The following is an 18,005-nucleotide window of genomic DNA, read 5'->3' on the forward strand; positions in this document are numbered from 1 at the left end:
ATGGATCAATCAATGAAAAAAGGCTTAACCGGATTTCAGCTAAAGTATATGGCGATGTTTCTGATGGTACTGGATCACATTCATTACTTCATGGATTTTACAGGTAAGATACCGGAATGGTTTTCAATGCTTGGACGTTTGTCGGCACCTTTATTTTTATTCTGCGTCATTGAAGGGTTTACCCATACCCGTAACCGGAGAAAATACTTTTTTCAGATATATGCAATTGCCATTGTCATGAGCTTTCTGCAATACCTGATTATAGTACTTAAGTTAAACCGACCTGATGGCTTTTATCCCCAGAACCAGATGCTTGCTACTTTTACGATTCTTCTTGTGATACTGCAGGGATTCGACTGGTGTGCCAAAAAGAAGTGGGGCAGAGGCTTAGCAGCTATCATCTTACCCATTATCCTGCCCTTTGTGGCTGTAATCATAGCAAGCCTGGTACCGGGGTCGTTGTTTATAATAAATCTGCTTCATTTCACGGTGCTTCCTTTACATAGCTGGATTGTAGACGGCGGTACATTCTTTGTGTTACAGGGTATATTAATGTACCTGTTTCGTAAGAGACGTAAATGGCAGGCTTTGGTTTTCTTTCTTTCAACCATTCTGCTGTACGTGGTCTATCCCATGGCTGCATTTCCTGAGGTTACTGTAAAAATGCTATTTACAGTTGCTTATGAATGGATGGGTGCTTTGGCAGCAATACCAATGCTTTTGTATAATGGAGAGAGAGGAAAGGGAAATAAGAAATTATTCTACTGGTTTTATCCGGCCCATGTCTATATCTTATATGGGCTTTCCATAGGACTTTATTTTATGCTGAACCATTAGGGTGTGTCTGAAAGCTCAATGTACCGTTCTGAAATCCCCACTTTGCTGTATTTTGCATTGCGATTTTGGGACGTAACATCACTACGTCCCCAAAATCGCGCCTTGCTGTTTTTCGCAAATTGCCTCCCACAAAGTGGAACCTCCAGCCAGGCACAAGCAGTTTTTAGAACACCCTGGCACATAACAGCAAATTCAGAATATTGCTGCAGAGTATAATTACAGCACCCGTATATTTAACGGGTGCTGATTGTAGTGTGATGGATAGGAGAAATAAGAGAAATAAAGCATATGTCACGATTTTTAAACAGTAGATGTTTTTGAAGGAAAAGACATCTCAGATTTCTTATTTGGAAGTACCGTATGGCATAAGGGCTTGCAGCCGGCGAAGGTGTTGGGGTATACTGACAGTAATATAGTTTATCAGCTCCATCAGTTGTCAGGACGAAGGAATGGATAGTTGGGAAAGAGGACCAATGGCGAAAATTCTTGCAGTAGATGATGATCTACAGATTTTAAATATCGTGAAAAAGGCTCTGGAAAAAGATAATCACCTGGTGGAGGTACAGGATAGGGCGGATAAGGTGGGAAGAGACAAACTTACAGCATATGATTTGATTCTGCTGGACGTAATGATGCCGGATATTGATGGTTTTGCTTTCTGCAGAGAGATAAGAGACAGTGTGGACTGTCCAATCCTGTTTATTACAGCCCGTACCATGGATTCGGACCTTATGGAGGGCTTTGCCCTCGGCGGAGATGATTATATCCGGAAACCCTTCAGCTTAACAGAGCTAAGGGCAAGAGTAAATGCCCATTTAAGACGAGAGAAAAGGGAATATCACAGCCGTATTGTTACCAATGATTATCGATTTGATATATCAGAAAAGGTAATGTATTTTAAACAGGACAAGATAGAACTGACAAAAAGTGAATATGAAATCTGTGAATTCCTGGTAAAGAACAAAGGGACGGTATTTACACTGGAGCAGATTTTAGAAAAAGTATTTGGCTTCCAATGTGAGAGTGACAGCAGCATAATACGGGAGCATATTAAAAATATCAGGGCAAAGCTTAAAAAACATGAGGAAAAACCAATTGAGACAGTTTGGGGGATAGGATACAAATGGGTATAAAGAAAGTAAGAACCAATACTCTTTTTTGGTTATTTCTAAAGCAGCTCATAATTTTCTCTTTTACCATATTACTGGAAATAACCTTATTCGTTGTATTTCTATTTGTAGTAATCGATAATGGAATCCTTTTACCTGCCAATTATTCGGAACGCTATTTGGAGGCGAACAAGGAAAAGCTGGCAGAAAGTGAGCCATTCTCAGAAGAACTGCTTCCTTATTCCTGCTACTATGGAATCTTTGACAGAGAGGGAGCTTATCTGTCGGGGAATTTTAAGAAAGAGGAAATCGCAGAGGCTAGAGATTTTATAGAAAAAGGCTATTCAAAGGGCTATTATATGCTTGTTGAACGAGGGGAAGGGTATCTGGTGGTAAGCTACAAAATAACCGCTTATTTTGCTTCACCTACCCTGCGCTGGCTCTTTCCGGCTCCTGAATTAATGGGTTTAATATTTTTTATACTGTTATTTGTTGCTCTTACTATAGGAAATGCACTGAGTATGGGCAGGAAATTAAGACTTCTTTTAAAGCCCGTTCAGGAAGAAATTGAACAGATTCAAACCAAAGAATTGATAATTGAGCAAAAAAACTCTGTAGTGAAAGAATTTGACGATATACTGCACTTACTTTTTGAAATGAAGAGTGCCTTGTCGGTATCTCTCCAAAAAGAATGGGAAACGGAAAAGGAGAGAAAGAAGAATATCTCAGCTTTAGCCCATGATATTAAAACACCTCTAACAATCATAAAAGGGAATGCTGAGCTTATCTTAGAGGAAGACAAGCTGGAAGAAATCTATCAGTCAGCAGATATTATTGGGGTTTACTCCGATAAAATCGAGAGGTATATAAAATTATTAATCGATGAGACCAGGGATACACAATATGACAATCGGACAGGTAAGGTAAGACTTGCGGAGCTAATAGCAGAAATCTGTGAAGAAAGTGAAGCATTCTGTAAAGCCGGTGGTATAGAGTTACAGATTTCTGATACCATTAGTGAGGAAGAAGCCCTTTTGGATAAGGATTCTATCGTAAGAGCTGTAATTAATCTTATAAAAAATGCTGCGGAGCATACAGAGAAGGATAAAAGGGTAAAGGTAAGCTTCCAAAGGAAAGGAAAAGTCTTTCGCATTCAGATTGAAGATTACGGCAAAGGCTTCACACAGGAGGCTTTAAAATATGCCAAGAATCAGTTCTATACGGAAAAGACTCACAGAGGAGAGGAACATTATGGTCTTGGCATGTACTATGCCAATCATATTGCAGAGAGGTATAATGGAGGGATTAGGTATTATAATAAGCCGGAGCAAACAGGTGCTGTGGTAGTATTTGAGGTGGCAGTAATAATTGAATGATAGCGTTACCTATGACCGGACTGGTACTCACTTAAAAGCAGTCTGGGAAGAAAATTCGATTTCAAAATTAAAAAGAAATGATATGAGTGCATATGAAGAAGCTTCTGTATTCTATAACAAGGATTTAAAATATACCCTGGAGGGAAGAGTTGAGTTAGTTGAATTAAAGAGGATTATTGATTCCTATAAATAGTAAGCTTTTAATGGAAGCAAGTAGACAGCTCAAACAATACGTTTTGGGCTGTTTTCATATTAAGCAAATAGAAAAAGCTAAAGGGTGATTATTTCATTATAATTATATTATCACTGGAACATTGGATAAAAATGGGGTAATATAAATTTAATTGTATTTATTTACTTCCTCTATATTAATGCGGGAAGAAATAGCAGAAAAATTATCGGACAGAAAGAGAGGAGTAAGATATGAAATATGAAATTATCCATTTAGCAAAAGAGCAATGGAAAGGAACAATCCTTCCCATCAAGTACACAACAGATAAGTATTATGATGTTTCCGTGAATAAGACAGGCAGTGGCTACACCATAGAGATTGAGAAGAAAAGCTTTCCTGAACCTGTTACTCATACACCGGAGGAATACGATTTTCCGGATAGATTATATGAAGAACACTGGGAACATGCCTATGCCTGGGGTGTTTTGGTTGATAATGAATTGATTGCTGCAATTGAAACGGAACAGGAATTATGGTCTAACCGACTGAGGATTACTGAACTGTGGGTTGCAGACGAATATCACAAACAGGGCATTGGCCACGCCTTAATAGATATGGCAAAGGAACAGGCAAGACGAGAACGCAGGCGGGCTATTATACTTGAAACTCAATCCTGTAATGTAAATGCTATTGATTTCTATCAACACGAAGGCTTTGGGCTGATTGGAATGGATACCTGCTGTTACAAAAACAATGATTTGCAAAGAAAAGAAGTAAGACTGGAGTTTGGCTGGTTTCCAGAAGTGAAGAAAAGATTAAACAGAGAAGAAGTAGAGATCAGAAGGGAAACAGAGGAGGACTGGCACGGGGTTGAATTAATGACACAGCATGCCTTCTGGAATAAACACCATCTTGGATGCGATGAGCATTACCTTGTACATAAATTACGTCAGGATAAGGACTATTTGCCGGAGATAAGCAGAATTGCAGTTAAGGACGGTGAGATTATAGGTTGTATCATGTATTCAAAGGCTCGGGTAGTAGACGGTGTTAAAATTCATGATATAGTTACCTTTGGACCTCTTTGCGTGGCACCTGAATGGCAGGGCTGCGGAGTAGGTGAGCTCTTATTAAAGGAGACCATGGCATTGGCAGCTGGTAAAGGATATAAAGGTATTGTAATCTTTGGTGAACCGGATTATTATCCTCGAGTTGGGTTTAAAACCTGCGATAATTTTAATATTACAACTGCTGAAGGGAAGAATTTCAATGCATTTATGGGTATTGAATTAGCAGAAGGCAGTATGACGGATATAAGAGGAAAATTCTATGAATCAGAGGTCTTTGTCGATTTGCCGAAGGAGGAAGTAGATGAATACAATAAAAAGTTTCCTCTACTGCAAAAACTAAGATTCCCGGGACAATGGGACTAAACGCAAGGTCTCAAGAAAGTGTGGCATAATGAACGGATTTTTAGCAATTATACCTCTTTGGGTTATAAGGTTTGGCGTATTAAGCATATTAGATAGGGATTCATTAAAACGTGCGGCTCATTTCCCGCCTCTCATTGGTAAGGAAAGGTCTGCATACTGGGTTTATCAGATATCAAACCTGTTGATTTTTGTATCTCTTTGTTTCTTAAAGATTAGAACAGATTCCTACCTGCTATATCCGGGACTCGTAATATATGGATTAGGGGTTCTATTGTGTTTAGTTTCTGTGATAAATTTTGCAAAACCGGCAAAGAATGGCATCAACTTAAGGGGGATCTACGGGATTTCAAGAAATCCCATGTATGTAGCCTATTTCATATATTTTATAGGCTGTACGATACTTACGCAGTCTTTGTACTTATTGGGCATAGTGGTAATTTTTCAAATATCTGCTCATTGGATAATACTGTCGGAAGAAAGATGGTGTATACAGAAATTTGGTGAGGAGTACATAAATTATATGAATAAAGTAAGGCGATATCTATAAATATTTCATAAAGTAAATAAAAGACAGATTACCCTCAGGAAATGGTGAATGCTATATCAGAATACCTTAAAACCTGTAAAAATGTAAAGGCTGCCTATCTTAAGCTTATGATCAAGGAAGCAGATAAAAGCTACCTTCTGGTTCTGGATTTTACGGGAGATAAAGAGCAGCTATTTTCCAATATTGCTAAGATTGCTGTGCCATATGCCGGCGGTATGTATATTGATTTTGTTCCATATGCGGACTCCTTTGGAAAAAGTGCAGTGAAAGCTTCCTCACCCTTTTATAAGAAAAGACCATGGCCTTTTAAATAAGCCTTACAGAGTTAATAGGCACCAATGCAATCATAATATTTTACAGCAGCCGTATAAGTTAAAATATTATGAAGGAATCGCGAAACCATATTAAATGCTGGTAATAAGATAATACTTAATGATACAATCGTTTATATTTGAAAAGAAAGTCCTAATTACTTTCCTTCCAGGAAAGAAAAACAGGGTAGACCATTAAATATATCAATTTAATAACATCTTCTGATATCCATATATCTGATATCAATATAGCTTATTTCTCTTAATTTATATTATGCATAATGTGATAAATGCAGATAAATAAGATTATAAGTAGTTGGAGCTGGATCCGAATTTGTACAAATCACTTAAATCATGAAAAGGAGGATTAATAATGGCAGAAATCATAAGAGTTTATAAGGAACACCTTCCTGAATTGAGACTTATAGGAAAATGTTATACCAGTGCCGACAGAGGCGGTGATGGTGGATATGGACATCTGTGGGGGGAATGGTTTCAAAATGGCTGGTTCGAAATTCTTGAGGGACAAGGTGAAATAAAAGAGATTGATAACGGTTATCTTGGTTTTATGCGCTGTGACGGTAACGATGTTGAAAATAGCTTTGAGTACTGGATAGGAATGTTCTTTTCGCCCGGAACCCCTGTACCTGAGGGATTTCAATCTATTGACCTTGCTGAAAGTGATGTTGGTTTATGCTGGATTAAAGGCAGCGATAGTGATGGAAGTATCTACCGGATGAATGATGAATGTATTGCCAAACTGGAAGAAAACGGTATGAGAGATTTCAAAAGTGATGAAAATAACCGGGAATACATTTTTGAAAGATATAATTGCCCGCGTTTTACAGAGAAAGATGAGCAGGGTAATGTGATATTAGATTACGGTATCTATTTGTCAGAATAACAAATAAGAATAGTTAAGTTAAGTGAAATAATAAGTAAATGTTCTTTATTTTATCTTTGAGTATTTAAAGTAGGGCTGCTGGTTGTAACAGCAGCTCTTTTACTGATGTAACTTTATAATGTAGATATAACTTAAGTTGTAGAATTTATGAATCTTTATGTTATAGAGAAGATGTGATTTATGTTGTAGAGTGCATATTGATTTATGTTGTAAAATGCATGGTGATTTATGTTGTAAAAAACACGTTAGTTTATTATAAGATGCATGTTGATTGTTATAAAAAGCATGTTGATTTATGTTGTAAAAAGTATGTTGTTTATATTGCAAAAAGTATGTTTTATTGTAAAGTTTTAAAATATGGCATATAATAAGCTGGGGTCTTATACGGATTACAAGTAAATTTATGGAAATAAATTAATTTAGAATTATTATATTTAATAGGGTTTTACATTTATGCCTGTAATAAATTACATGTAGAGACTAAAAGGAAAAACATAAGATGAGGAGATTTAATATGAAAAACATTAAAAAAACTTACCGAAAAAAGTGGTGCTGTATACTGCTCGCCATTTTGATAGTAGTATCATGTGCTCAGCCCTATCAGGTATCTGCAGCGAAAAATGATTTCGTGATTCTTAACGGCGTCCTAAAACAATACCTTGGCAGCGCAAGCAAAGTTACTATACCTGCAAATGTTATTGAAATTGGGGACAGTGCCTTTGACCACTGTAACAGTCTGAAAGAAGTCGTAATCCCTTCTACAGTAAAAACGATTGGCTCCGATGCCTTTTATGCCTGTGCAAACCTCAAAAAAGTGACCATAAAAAAGGGAGTTCGAGAAATCCAATCCGGTGCCTTTATTTGGTGTTCCAGCTTAACTGAGGTTAGCATTCCATCCGGTATTAAACAGATAGGTGGTGTTGCATTTCGTGGAACTCCCTGGCAGAAAAAACATGCAAAAAACGGTTTTAGTGTTGTAAATGGGGTTTTAGAAGAATACATCGGAACCAGTAAAAATATAACCATACCATCAAACGTAACTGAGATCAGTGATATGGCTTTTACCTATAGTGCTTCTGAAATTTCATCCTTAATAATTCCTGGAAATGTTAAGAAAATCGGTGATGGAGCCTTTGGTAATAAAGCCATAAAAAAGCTTACCCTAAAAAACGGCATAGAAGAAATTGGAGGAGGGGCATTTTCTTATGTCTCAAAACTGACAGAGGTAACGATACCCGGCTCGATTAAAGTCATTAACAACGCTGCTTTTTCAGATAATAAGGATCTTAAAACAGTAATTATAAAAAAAGGAACAAAGGAGATTGGTGAGAGAGCCTTTTACAACAGTAAGAAGCTGTCTTCTATTACTTTACCTGATTCTTTGACAGCGATTGGTGGTTCTGCATTTGAAGATACCAAGTGGCTTAAAAGCGTGAAAGGTGAGTTCGTAAAAGCCGGAAAGGTATTAGTTGCTTATAATGGTAAGAAGGAAAATGTAACGGTTCCCTCCGATATCAAGTATATTGCCGGAAGTGCCTTTGCAGAAAATACAAGTATAAAAACTATTAAGCTCCCAGAGTCCATCATAAAAATTGGAAGTGAAGCATTTTATAAATGCGAAAAGCTGGAAAGCATTAATATACCGAAAGGTGTAACTGAGATTCCTGACAATATGTTTACCCAATGCTCTTCTTTGAAAGAGGTTACTCTGCCAAATGGACTAAAAAGTATCGGTGAATTTGCTTTTCGGAATTGTATGTCATTGGAGGAGCTGAACCTTCCTTCACATATTGAAACTGTTGGTTTATATGCCTTTGAGAATGTACCTGCAATTTACAGAAATCCTGAGGAGCTATTGATTGTAAATGGGATATTACTTTCCTATCATGGAGAAGATAAGGAGTTAAAAATACCCGATAATGTACATACGATTGCGCCTGGAGCTTTTCGTGATGCCTATACTCTTGAGAAAGTTACCTTATCCAAGGGACTAAAGGGGGTAGATGATTATGCGTTTGCAGACTCCTCTATAAAACAGGTCGTATTTTCTAAAACCATTACATATATTGGAGATTATGCTTTTAACAGAAGCGGTCTAACCAGTATAAAAATACCGAATACAGTCAAAGAAATTGGACATATGGCCTTTGGATACTGTGAGAATTTAAAGGAGGCAGTGGTGGCTGGATCTGTGAAATCTATGGATTCTTATATATTTACGGATTGCCCTAAGCTTGAAAAGGTAACTCTGCAAAAGGGAATTCCTTTAGTTCCGGCCAGAATGTTTGTAAACTGTAAAAGTCTGAAATCTCTTGAGATTCCAAACAGTGTCTGGTTAATTGAATTTCAGGTGTTTATGGGATGTGAAGCATTAAAAAAAGTAACAATCCCCTCCAGTGTGACGTTTATCTACAACTACACCTTTAGTGGAAGTAATGACAAGCTGGTTATCTACTGCACACCTGGTTCGACAATTGATAAATATGCGAAGGAAAATAAGATAAAGACTAAAAAGATTTCTTAGGATATAATAGATTTTACGATTAAAACAGATTTGATTATCATCTGATAAAGGATGCAACTAATTAGTATATTTTCTGTTTCATTGCAGGACTATGTGTAGTAAATCAGGAACGATATTATTTGACTTTTAAATGCCATCAAGGATAGTTATTATACTATTTTTAAATTACAATTTGATGCAAATGAACTATCTAATAGCACTGTAATTTATAAAGTAATAGTAAAAAATTTATACTTGCATATAAGTTGCGTATATACAAAATATATGTTAAAATATCATTTGTGCCATAAATCGTGTAAATCCTGAAACCCTTGAAAATATTAGGTTTTCAGAAAAACACAACCCCCATGACGCCTTTGCCACGGGGGTTGCATTAAAAAGGGGAGGCTATGCATTTAAGATTTCATAGTGTTCCATCATGTAATATATGGTGCCCCAAGAGGGGATAAACAGGGATTTGAAATTCATCCGGTTTCGTCTTGTGATATCTAACTTGCGTATAAAGTTGCGTATATATTGTTTTTGGTTAATGTAAATAATAATGATATTTCTATGGATAGTAAAAGATATACTTTATAATGTACATACGGAGGATGATTTTAAGGTTGAGGAAATGAAAAAGATTGCAAACTTATTTTAGCAAAGGAGAGCAGTTACTCTGGTTGGGGTAGCTGCTTTTTATTGTATAGCAGTCTTTTAATAAACCACCTGCTATGCAGGTGTGTCCACAGTCGCTTTAGCTTCAAGTAAAAGCCCCACAGTTATGATAATGTTGTTTATTAACCATGTACTGAATAAAAGAGTTTTACTGATGCGAGCTGAGAGATTATAGTATTTCAACATCTCAAATAAAAGCTAAAGTGTTAGAACTGCAAAATACTAGAAATAGCTCGTAGAACAGCGAAGCAGGTTTGGCAAAAGTAGAATCTTTAGACAAGCCTTTAGGCTTTGCAGGTAATAGCCCCTTATAGGGGCAGAGCAAACCACCCGTTCAATGGGTGGTTATGATTATGTATAGCATGAATAGTAAATCTTGAATATATGTAGAAATATGTATACATATGGAGTATAATTAATAACATAATTATCTTATCTTTGTGAGGTGTGTTGAAAAAATAAAATTCATATTAATAAAAGGATGTGGCAAATGGAACTAATATTTCTTTATATAAATAAATCTATAACAACATTTATAGAAAAGCAGGGATTTAACTTTTCTTCAAATTATTATTTCTATGTAGAAATTAATGATGGAATATATAGATTAAAACAGAAACTATGTGAAAAAAAAATACCTGATACTTTTTTTGATAAAACGTATTGTATAACTAATATAACTGCTATTGTGGGAGAAAATGGTGCAGGAAAAAGTACTTTGTTAAATAATATAGCAAGTTTTCAAGGTAGCGTAAAGGATGGAACACATGAGACAGAATATAAAGAACATTTTGCCGAGGAATATGAAAAAGATAAACAGATTGCAATATATAAGGAAGATGGTAGATTAATATGCTATCATAATATAGATACCTTTGAAAATACGACAGGTATAGACTGTAGATATTTGTTTCAAGGATCACCAGAATTAATGTATTTAGTACAAAACAATATGGGGTTTGAAAATATTAGTAAAATAAGTTTAACAAATAGTATGTATACACAAAGAAATAGTGTATCAACGCATGGAAGCATAAGTGAAATCTCTTTAAATGTAAACACCTTAAATACGTTGAAAAATATGTTTTATAAAAAGAAGTGTAAAAAAGTAGATAGTTGTGCAGGTGGTTATTATGAATATCAAGATATTCTATGTTCATATAAGAAGGTTACTGATTTTCAGCAAATTGTAGATGTTCTTTATTTAAATTATTTACATGAGAATAAAGCAAATAGCATATTTGCAGACAACTTAAAATCAAGTTTAGAAATCAAATTTCAATCATTTCAGAAATGTTTGGATGATAAGTTTGGGGATATATTATCAGAGCATAATAAGGAGATAAGTTTGCAACTTCATTATAAAGCTACAAAAGGCTTATTAGAGAATTTTGATTTTGAATTGTTAAAAAAAGATTTATTTTGTATACCCTATATTAATTTATTATTTGAGTTGATTACTTATTGTCGATATGATACCTACGAAGGTAATTCATCAATTAATAATAAGAATGATTTAAAAAGTTATCTAAAAAGATTTATTAATATGCTAAAAGAAAAAGAGAATGATTATGCTGCATTTTTTTTAGATGCGTTAGACGAGATAGAAGAATATGAAAAATGTTTAGATAATTGTGATATGTTACAATGTCTGCTTCCAATAAACGATTTAGCGTATAGAACTTGTAAAAAAATAGAATATAATTCAAAACCATATTTTGATTTTCTAAGGTTAATTTATAAATCCGTTTTTATTCGGAAAACATCGTTTGTTTTGAAGTATATTGAAATTGGGGGTCTTGAACTGGCTTCTGGTGAAAGAGCGCTATTGAATTTCTTTTCATGGTTACATTTGGTGACATTCTTTAAATACTTAAGTGATGATGTACATGAGAGTTTAAGAGATAATGTTTTATTGCTCATTGATGAAATTGATTTATACTGTCATCCCCTATGGCAGCAAAAAATATTATACTATTTAATTGAAGAATTAAAGCTACAATTTGTGGGGAAAAAAGTACAGATAATTTTTACAACTCATAGCCCTATTGTATTATCTGACATGCCAAAAGGGAATGTCATTTATCTAAAGAAGGAAGAGGCAGTAAATAGGTGCAGAATAGATGAGAAAGATAAGCATAGCGAAACATTTGGAGCAAGTATTTATAAATTGTTTAATGATGCTTTTTTCCTTGGGAAAAAAGGACAAATAGGGGAATTTGCTAGTTTGAAAATACAAAAGATAATAGATACAATAAAACCGGTAACTAATAAAGAGGAAGGGATCAAATATCCTCAACTTTCAGAAATTGAAGTCGAACGGTTAGAGAAGGAAATTGCATTGATTGGCGAAACGATAATAAGAGATAAGCTTTTTACAATGCTATATAAATGCAAATACAGTGGTTTAGGAGTAAAAGAGAAAAAAATAAGAGTATATGAAGAAAAGATAAAAAAGTTGCGTAATGGAGAAATAGAATGATACCAATAAGATTTAGAAACAATGAAACGAAAACAGTAAATTCATTGTATCATACATTACTAAATATTAAATATCGACAGAAGAAACGCAAAGCATATATTTTTATGATAAAAAATATTAACACGTGGTGCGTAAATAATATCATTTTCAGTGGTCACGCTTACACGTTCCCTGAAATTATTCAAGCTGACTATGAGACAATAGAAAAAATTGCTCAAATAATTGATGCAGGAAAGAGTTTACCACTCTTGTATAAAAAGTACATAATTGAGTTTCTATATGCACATAGATTTCCAAGGCGAGAATTTTTGAGCGAGTTAGAAGTTACAGTATGTCCATACTGTAACAGAAATTTTGTAAACTCTGCTAGAAAAAGAACTATGTGTGATTTGGATCATTTTTTTGATAAAGATACATATCCAATTTTAGCAGTGTCATTTTATAATATTGTTCCTGTGTGCCACTCATGTAATCATATAAAAGCAAGCCAAAGAATATCTTATTCCTCACATAATCAGAAGTATAAGACAGATGATTTAGTTACATTTGATTATTATATCAAAGGAATGGATTTTTTAGTGGATAAGAAGCAGTTAGGAATTGAAATTGAAACCGCAATGGAATTGGAAGATAACGTTGATATATTAAAACTGCGAGAGGTATATCAGATACATACAGATGTTGTACAGGAATGTATCAAGAAGGCAATAATATTTGAACCAGAATATTTGAATTTTCTATATTATACTTATGAAGAGTTATTTGAATCAGAAGAAGAACTATATAGAATTGTTTATGGAGATTATATTATGGAAGAAGCATATGGAAAAAGACCTTTAGCAAAACTGACTTCTGATATAATAAGTGATTTATTGGAGATATATGAATAAAGATTATAAATAATTATTATCGGTATAAGAATAGATGTAGAACCATTGTAATGGGAAGCTGATGCTGATTTATATTTAGTTTAGTATAACCAAAAGAGGGAGATAAATTAATGAGGAAAAAAGCAAGTAGTACGGGCAATAGTGATTTGCTATATGAAACAAATATAGTCTTTCCTTTAAAAAAGCCTGAGACATATTTTGATAGTCTAGTTAATATAAACGTTAATAATTTAAGAGAATATTACAGTATGGTTAAGTCACATACCAATAAGAGCTTTTGGATAGCGTTAGTTTTAACTGTTGCAGGTTTTTTTCTTATTATTGGCGGAATATCACTCATATTTTTTGATTTAGTAGATCAAAATATTTCAGTGCTTATTACTATTTCGGGAGTTATAACTGAATTTATTTCAGCAGCATCCTTTTATCTTTATAATAGCACTGTAAAGCAATTAAAGGAATACTTTGATAGCTTAGTTCATGTACAAAAGGTATTATTGAGTTTTAAGGTTATAGAAGATGCTAAAGGAACTACGGAAGAAAGCAAAAATATAATGATGAATAAAGCATTGGAGTACATATGGGGGGATAGACCTAATTTAAGTACAAATCAGAAAGAATAAAACAATAAAGAGAGTAGATAATCGAAAAAATCATTTATGATGTATCTGTGGATAGAAGCACAAATGATACTTGTGGAATGGGAGAAGTGATTAATAAAGCCTATAGTGTTTTGATTGAAGCTACTAATAGTAGTATGTTATGAGTACTATAATAAGATATATTCAAATTATACTTGTTATATAAAATCTCGTAATTTGCATCCATCAAAATAAATAAAAACTTGCGTATAAGTTGCGTATAAACTATTTTTATGATAAAATACTCTCTGTGCCATAAAAGGTTAAAAACGCTGAAAGCCTTGATTCATAAGGCTTCCATAAAAAAACACAACCCCCATGACGCCTTTGCCACGGGGGTTGCATTAAAAAGGGGAGGATAAGTATTTAACTTTTCTTTGGTATTGGCTGCACAGAAAACTGTACAGTCGGTCATCCTTTATGCTGGAGGGGGGATCCAGCGGTTTCAGATGGCACCGGTTAATCTAAATCATCGACGAATTAGATTAATTATAGTATGATGCAATATTTCTAAGATTATACATAAATAAAAAATATTATGTAAAAAATCTATAGAGAATCAAAAGATGATTAAAGGAAGGTAGAACAATGAGTTTATTAACTGAGTGGAGGGACTTTGCATATGCCCTTGACACAAACCAGAAAGAAGGCCAGCTGTTTTGGGCTAATTATTTTAATGTAGAGCAGGGAATCTATGAGAAGATTCTTGCAGAGCCCGAAGTTGTTGTAGAAGGAACCGTAGCTGAGCTTGCAGTAAAATACGGCACTACCATTTCACTTATGACAGGATTCTTAGATGGCATCAACGAGAGCCTTGTGAAAGAAAACCCTATTGAAGAAATGGAAGAGACAACAGTTGTAAATCTTGGATTTGATAAAGAGATGCTGTATAAGAACATGGTAGAAGCGAAAGCAGAATGGCTCTATCAACTTCCTGTCTGGGACAGCCTGTTATCTGAGGAGAAAAGAAAAGAGCTCTATCTTGAGCAGAAGAAATCTAAAACTGTAGTCAAAGAGAAAAAAGTAGGAAGAAACGATCCCTGTACCTGCGGAAGCGGCAAGAAATACAAATTCTGCTGCGGGAAAGCTTAATATAAGCGGTTTGTAGAATACTAGATAAATAAAAAGTGGTATTTCCACTCTTTGTCCACGCATTATTGAATGCGTGGACATTTTTATGAATAAGTTTTATAAGACAAATATATATAAATACTCTCCCCTTAGATAGAATATGAATTCTAACCAGTGGGGATTTTTATTTTGTTGTCAAACTAATATCTATTTTACCTGCAAATTCTTAAAGAGAATAAATCTTAATTCTTGATTAATTTTCGTATACGGTTATTGGTATAACTATTTTTTCCTTACTGTTCACGGTAGTAATAATAATATCGGCATCCCCTTCTTCTATTGCTGTTATGTACAGAGGAATTTTATAACCATCCCATTCTCCAAATTCAGCAGATGCAACAGGCTCATAATAACCACGAGAAAGTTTAATGGTACATGATAAGCTTTCTTCGTCATCAGTTTTTAAAGTAATGATAATCTTAGCTTTATCGCCGACAGACAATTCAAGCTTACTTTTATTGGCTGACAGAGTTTGAGCTTTGACAGTTATTTTACATGTGTATTTTTTCTTATCAACAGTTGCGGTGATAGTTACAGTGCCTGGTTTTTTTGCTGTTACCTTTCCTTTGGAAGAAACCGTTGCAACCGCCTTGTTGCTGGAAGACCATGTGGGAATTCCCATTATACCATTCAATTTCAAAATTGTTGATTTTCCTGCGATAAGAGTCTTTTTACCAGGAAGGCCGAGGGGCTTGCTAACATCATGTTCGTATACAATTACTTCCTCTGAGGGTTTTACTGTAATCACCCATAAAGCTGCATTATTACCGTATTTTGCTTTTATTACTACAACACCGACACCTTTTCCTGTAACCAGTCCTTTGCTTGAGACAGTAGCAATAGATTTGTCACTACTGCTCCAGGTTACTGTTTTCTTTGTGTCAACAGATAATTGCTTCGTCCAGCCTATACACATAGTTATAAGTTCATCAGCTTTAGCAGGTATTGACTGGAATGCGCTTATAACTAATATTATAGATAAAATAAAGATATATATTTTCTTTCTGTTCTTCAAATTAACTCCGATCTGTGTGCTTTGGCACACGTATAATTTATCAGCTATTCCTCCCATGTAATTTTATGTAATATATTATTATATATTGATGTTTTAATGTCAACTTAAAGTGCCAAATTATACTTCAGCTTCTTTCTGATAAAAATTTATCATATAAGATGACATAATGCCCGTGAAATCCACAGGTAGCTGTAAATAAACAGTGAAAACAATGACAGAAAATGTAGGCACAGAAAAATTTTTGTATGATTTTCAGTAAAATTATAGTATGATATAAAAAAATATTAAGGGGGAAATACGATGAGATTTTCATTAGGGAGGAAAATCAGGGCTATCATCGTTATCATTGTACTGGTATGCAGTCTTGCATACATGGCTTTATCTTTTTATATGATACAAAGAGCAGTAACCGTGCAGATGAAAAATGACGGACAGACTCTGATAACAACTATCAAAAGAGAATTGATTAAGAACAATGTAACAGAACTGACAGGAATGCAGGAAATATTTAAAGAAATAAAAGAAGCAAGCAATGGAAATATCAGTTATGTTTCTTTATCAGATGCTAATTCCAGTGTATTCTTAACGGATGATAAAATCTTTGGACAGACAGGAGAGGTTGACGGAGTATCTTCGGCTACAGTTGGCGGAGACAAAGTGCCACCTGTATCCAAGGAAGAAGTCTCAGGAAATATTCTTAAAATGCCTGATGGTACAAAAGTCTATAATATTACAACCGGATTTCAATATAACGGTGAGTCAGGTTATCTGAATCTTGGAATATCTCTGGCTACCATGTATGAAGAGGTTAGGATAGCATTCTTTGATATGGCTGTTATCGGAATTATTATAATGGCAGTATCAGTACTTGTTGCCGTAATACCCACCGGCAAGATTATCAAGCCGATACTTAGTATGTCAGAGAATTTGAAGCAATACGCAAAAGGTGACTTTAGAAAGCAAACAGAGGTACATAGTAAAGACGAACTTGGTGATATGAGTAAAGCTCTTGATAATATGAGATTAAACATGGTACAGCTGGTCAGTGGTATAAAGGACAATTCCATACAGGTGCTTGACAGTGTAAGTAGTCTGAATTCAGCTATGGAGGAAAGTTCCTTGTCAGCCATGGAAATATCCAAAGTATCGGAAGAACTGACAGCGGGAGCTGCAGATTTGGCAGATAATTCGCAAACAGGCCTTTCTAAGATGAATTTACTGGCAGACAGTGTCAATTCATTGTATGTAAGTCTTGATGTTATCCAGAGAAGCATAGAGCAGATTAAGACTGCAAGTTTAAACGGGAACAGATGCCAGAAGGAACTTCATGAGCAGGTTAATGATAACGGTGCTGTCTTTGTTCAAATGAAAGGGACAGTGGATGACCTGGCAGGCAAATTGGGTTCAATCGTCAATATGACCTCTGTTATCAGAGCAATTGCCGATCAGACGAATTTACTTGCAGTAAATGCAAGAATTGAAAGTGCCAGAGCTGGTGAACAGGGTAAAGGCTTTGCAGTCGTAGCGCAGGAAATTGCAAAACTTGCAGAACAGACCACTCAATCCATAGAAGGAATCGAAAACTTAAGTAAAGAAGTCGAGGAGTCCTTTACCAGGACAGTAGAAATTATGGACAGAGGAGTTAGTACCGTAAAGGATACTACCACAGCCTCCAAGGAAGCAGGAGAGGCCTTTGAACTTATTGAAAAAGCCATACAAGATGTAATTACTCATATTAACAGTGTCGTTATGGATATAAAGAAAGTACATACAGGCAAAGAAGCTGCAATACATCTAATGGAGAATATATCATCAGTAGCACAGCAGTCAAGTGCAGCGACAGAAGAGATTGCGTCCTCTCTGGAATGCCAGAATGAGGGTATTGCCAATATAGCACGTTCCGCAAAACTACTACAGGAAATATCCAAAGAGTTATCCCGTCTGATAGACAAATTCAAATTATAAAATGAAAGGGC

Annotated in this window: 14 protein-coding genes and 1 pseudogene; 14 read left to right on the forward strand and 1 reads right to left on the reverse strand. The window is 34.9% G+C overall.

Translation table 11 applies throughout. The features are described 5' to 3' along the window. The 13 genes and pseudogenes from BR73_RS0106585 to BR73_RS0106650 all read left to right on the forward strand — a co-directional run bounded on the left by BR73_RS0106585 (position 1) and on the right by BR73_RS0106650 (position 14,975). Positions 1 to 837: a TraX family protein gene (locus tag BR73_RS0106585; protein WP_197032623.1), complete on the forward strand. Its 837-nt coding sequence runs from the start codon at positions 1 to 3 to the stop codon at positions 835 to 837. Between the two features lie 473 nt (positions 838 to 1,310). Beyond that, a complete protein-coding gene (locus BR73_RS0106590) occupies positions 1,311 to 1,970 on the forward strand; it encodes a response regulator transcription factor (protein WP_033164890.1) in 660 nt (219 codons plus the stop codon). Further along, positions 1,961 to 3,322 carry a HAMP domain-containing sensor histidine kinase gene (locus BR73_RS0106595; protein ID WP_033164891.1) on the forward strand — a complete coding sequence of 454 codons (1,362 nt, stop codon included), beginning with the start codon at positions 1,961 to 1,963 and terminating at the stop codon, positions 3,320 to 3,322. The genes BR73_RS0106590 and BR73_RS0106595 overlap by 10 nt, the downstream gene beginning before the upstream one ends. Continuing rightward, positions 3,315 to 3,515 (forward strand): hypothetical protein, encoded by a 201-nt coding sequence (locus BR73_RS0106600; protein WP_033164892.1) that lies wholly within the window; start codon positions 3,315 to 3,317, stop codon positions 3,513 to 3,515. The genes BR73_RS0106595 and BR73_RS0106600 overlap by 8 nt, the downstream gene beginning before the upstream one ends. A gap of 230 nt (positions 3,516 to 3,745) precedes the next feature. After that, a complete protein-coding gene (locus BR73_RS29310) occupies positions 3,746 to 4,927 on the forward strand; it encodes a GNAT family N-acetyltransferase (protein ID WP_242860634.1) in 1,182 nt (393 codons plus the stop codon). Positions 4,928 to 4,955: 28 nt separating this feature from the next. Continuing rightward, entirely contained in the window at positions 4,956 to 5,474 is a 519-nt protein-coding gene (locus BR73_RS0106615; RefSeq protein ID WP_033164893.1) for an isoprenylcysteine carboxylmethyltransferase family protein, read from the forward strand. 38 nt (positions 5,475 to 5,512) lie between these two features. Continuing rightward, positions 5,513 to 5,788 (forward strand): annotated as a pseudogene (locus tag BR73_RS26680) (enhanced serine sensitivity protein SseB C-terminal domain-containing protein); the annotation flags it as partial. Positions 5,789 to 6,158: 370 nt separating this feature from the next. Continuing rightward, positions 6,159 to 6,689, forward strand: coding sequence for a hypothetical protein (locus tag BR73_RS0106625; RefSeq protein ID WP_033164894.1), 531 nt, complete (start codon positions 6,159 to 6,161; stop codon positions 6,687 to 6,689). A 514-nt stretch (positions 6,690 to 7,203) separates the two neighbouring features. Beyond that, positions 7,204 to 9,213, forward strand: coding sequence for a leucine-rich repeat domain-containing protein (locus BR73_RS0106630; protein ID WP_033164895.1), 2,010 nt, complete (start codon positions 7,204 to 7,206; stop codon positions 9,211 to 9,213). Between the two features lie 1,147 nt (positions 9,214 to 10,360). After that, entirely contained in the window at positions 10,361 to 12,352 is a 1,992-nt protein-coding gene (locus BR73_RS0106635; RefSeq protein ID WP_033164896.1) for an AAA family ATPase, read from the forward strand. After that, positions 12,349 to 13,242, forward strand: a complete 894-nt coding sequence (locus BR73_RS28675; RefSeq protein WP_156034634.1) for a hypothetical protein — start codon at positions 12,349 to 12,351, stop codon at positions 13,240 to 13,242. The genes BR73_RS0106635 and BR73_RS28675 overlap by 4 nt, the downstream gene beginning before the upstream one ends. Before the next feature lie 110 nt (positions 13,243 to 13,352). Beyond that, positions 13,353 to 13,865, forward strand: coding sequence for a hypothetical protein (locus BR73_RS27185; RefSeq protein WP_051685017.1), 513 nt, complete (start codon positions 13,353 to 13,355; stop codon positions 13,863 to 13,865). Between the two features lie 606 nt (positions 13,866 to 14,471). Continuing rightward, complete coding sequence (locus BR73_RS0106650) at positions 14,472 to 14,975, forward strand: SEC-C metal-binding domain-containing protein (protein WP_033164898.1); 504 nt, start codon at positions 14,472 to 14,474, stop codon at positions 14,973 to 14,975. Between the two features lie 232 nt (positions 14,976 to 15,207). Here BR73_RS0106650 and BR73_RS27190 read toward each other — a convergent pair whose 3' ends face one another. Then, positions 15,208 to 16,029 (reverse strand): Ig-like domain-containing protein, encoded by an 822-nt coding sequence (locus BR73_RS27190; RefSeq protein ID WP_197032624.1) that lies wholly within the window; start codon positions 16,027 to 16,029, stop codon positions 15,208 to 15,210. Positions 16,030 to 16,329: 300 nt separating this feature from the next. Between BR73_RS27190 and BR73_RS0106660 the strand changes: the two genes are divergently transcribed. Then, positions 16,330 to 17,994, forward strand: coding sequence for a methyl-accepting chemotaxis protein (locus BR73_RS0106660; protein WP_033164899.1), 1,665 nt, complete (start codon positions 16,330 to 16,332; stop codon positions 17,992 to 17,994). The last annotated feature ends 11 nt before the right edge of the window (positions 17,995 to 18,005 follow it).

This window comes from Clostridium sp. KNHs205 (genome assembly GCF_000702945.1).
Classification (GTDB): Bacteria; Bacillota; Clostridia; order Lachnospirales; family Lachnospiraceae; genus Anaerocolumna.

Coding starts and splice junctions, on each gene's coding strand:
- BR73_RS0106585 (WP_197032623.1), top strand. CDS start 1: ATGGATCAATCAATGAAAAAAGGCTTAACCGGATTTCAGCTAAAGTAT.
- BR73_RS0106650 (WP_033164898.1), top strand. CDS start 14,472: ATGAGTTTATTAACTGAGTGGAGGGACTTTGCATATGCCCTTGACACA.
- BR73_RS0106630 (WP_033164895.1), top strand. CDS start 7,204: ATGAAAAACATTAAAAAAACTTACCGAAAAAAGTGGTGCTGTATACTG.
- BR73_RS0106595 (WP_033164891.1), top strand. CDS start 1,961: ATGGGTATAAAGAAAGTAAGAACCAATACTCTTTTTTGGTTATTTCTA.
- BR73_RS0106615 (WP_033164893.1), top strand. CDS start 4,956: ATGAACGGATTTTTAGCAATTATACCTCTTTGGGTTATAAGGTTTGGC.
- BR73_RS0106625 (WP_033164894.1), top strand. CDS start 6,159: ATGGCAGAAATCATAAGAGTTTATAAGGAACACCTTCCTGAATTGAGA.
- BR73_RS0106635 (WP_033164896.1), top strand. CDS start 10,361: ATGGAACTAATATTTCTTTATATAAATAAATCTATAACAACATTTATA.
- BR73_RS29310 (WP_242860634.1), top strand. CDS start 3,746: ATGAAATATGAAATTATCCATTTAGCAAAAGAGCAATGGAAAGGAACA.
- BR73_RS0106660 (WP_033164899.1), top strand. CDS start 16,330: ATGAGATTTTCATTAGGGAGGAAAATCAGGGCTATCATCGTTATCATT.
- BR73_RS0106590 (WP_033164890.1), top strand. CDS start 1,311: ATGGCGAAAATTCTTGCAGTAGATGATGATCTACAGATTTTAAATATC.
- BR73_RS28675 (WP_156034634.1), top strand. CDS start 12,349: ATGATACCAATAAGATTTAGAAACAATGAAACGAAAACAGTAAATTCA.
- BR73_RS27185 (WP_051685017.1), top strand. CDS start 13,353: ATGAGGAAAAAAGCAAGTAGTACGGGCAATAGTGATTTGCTATATGAA.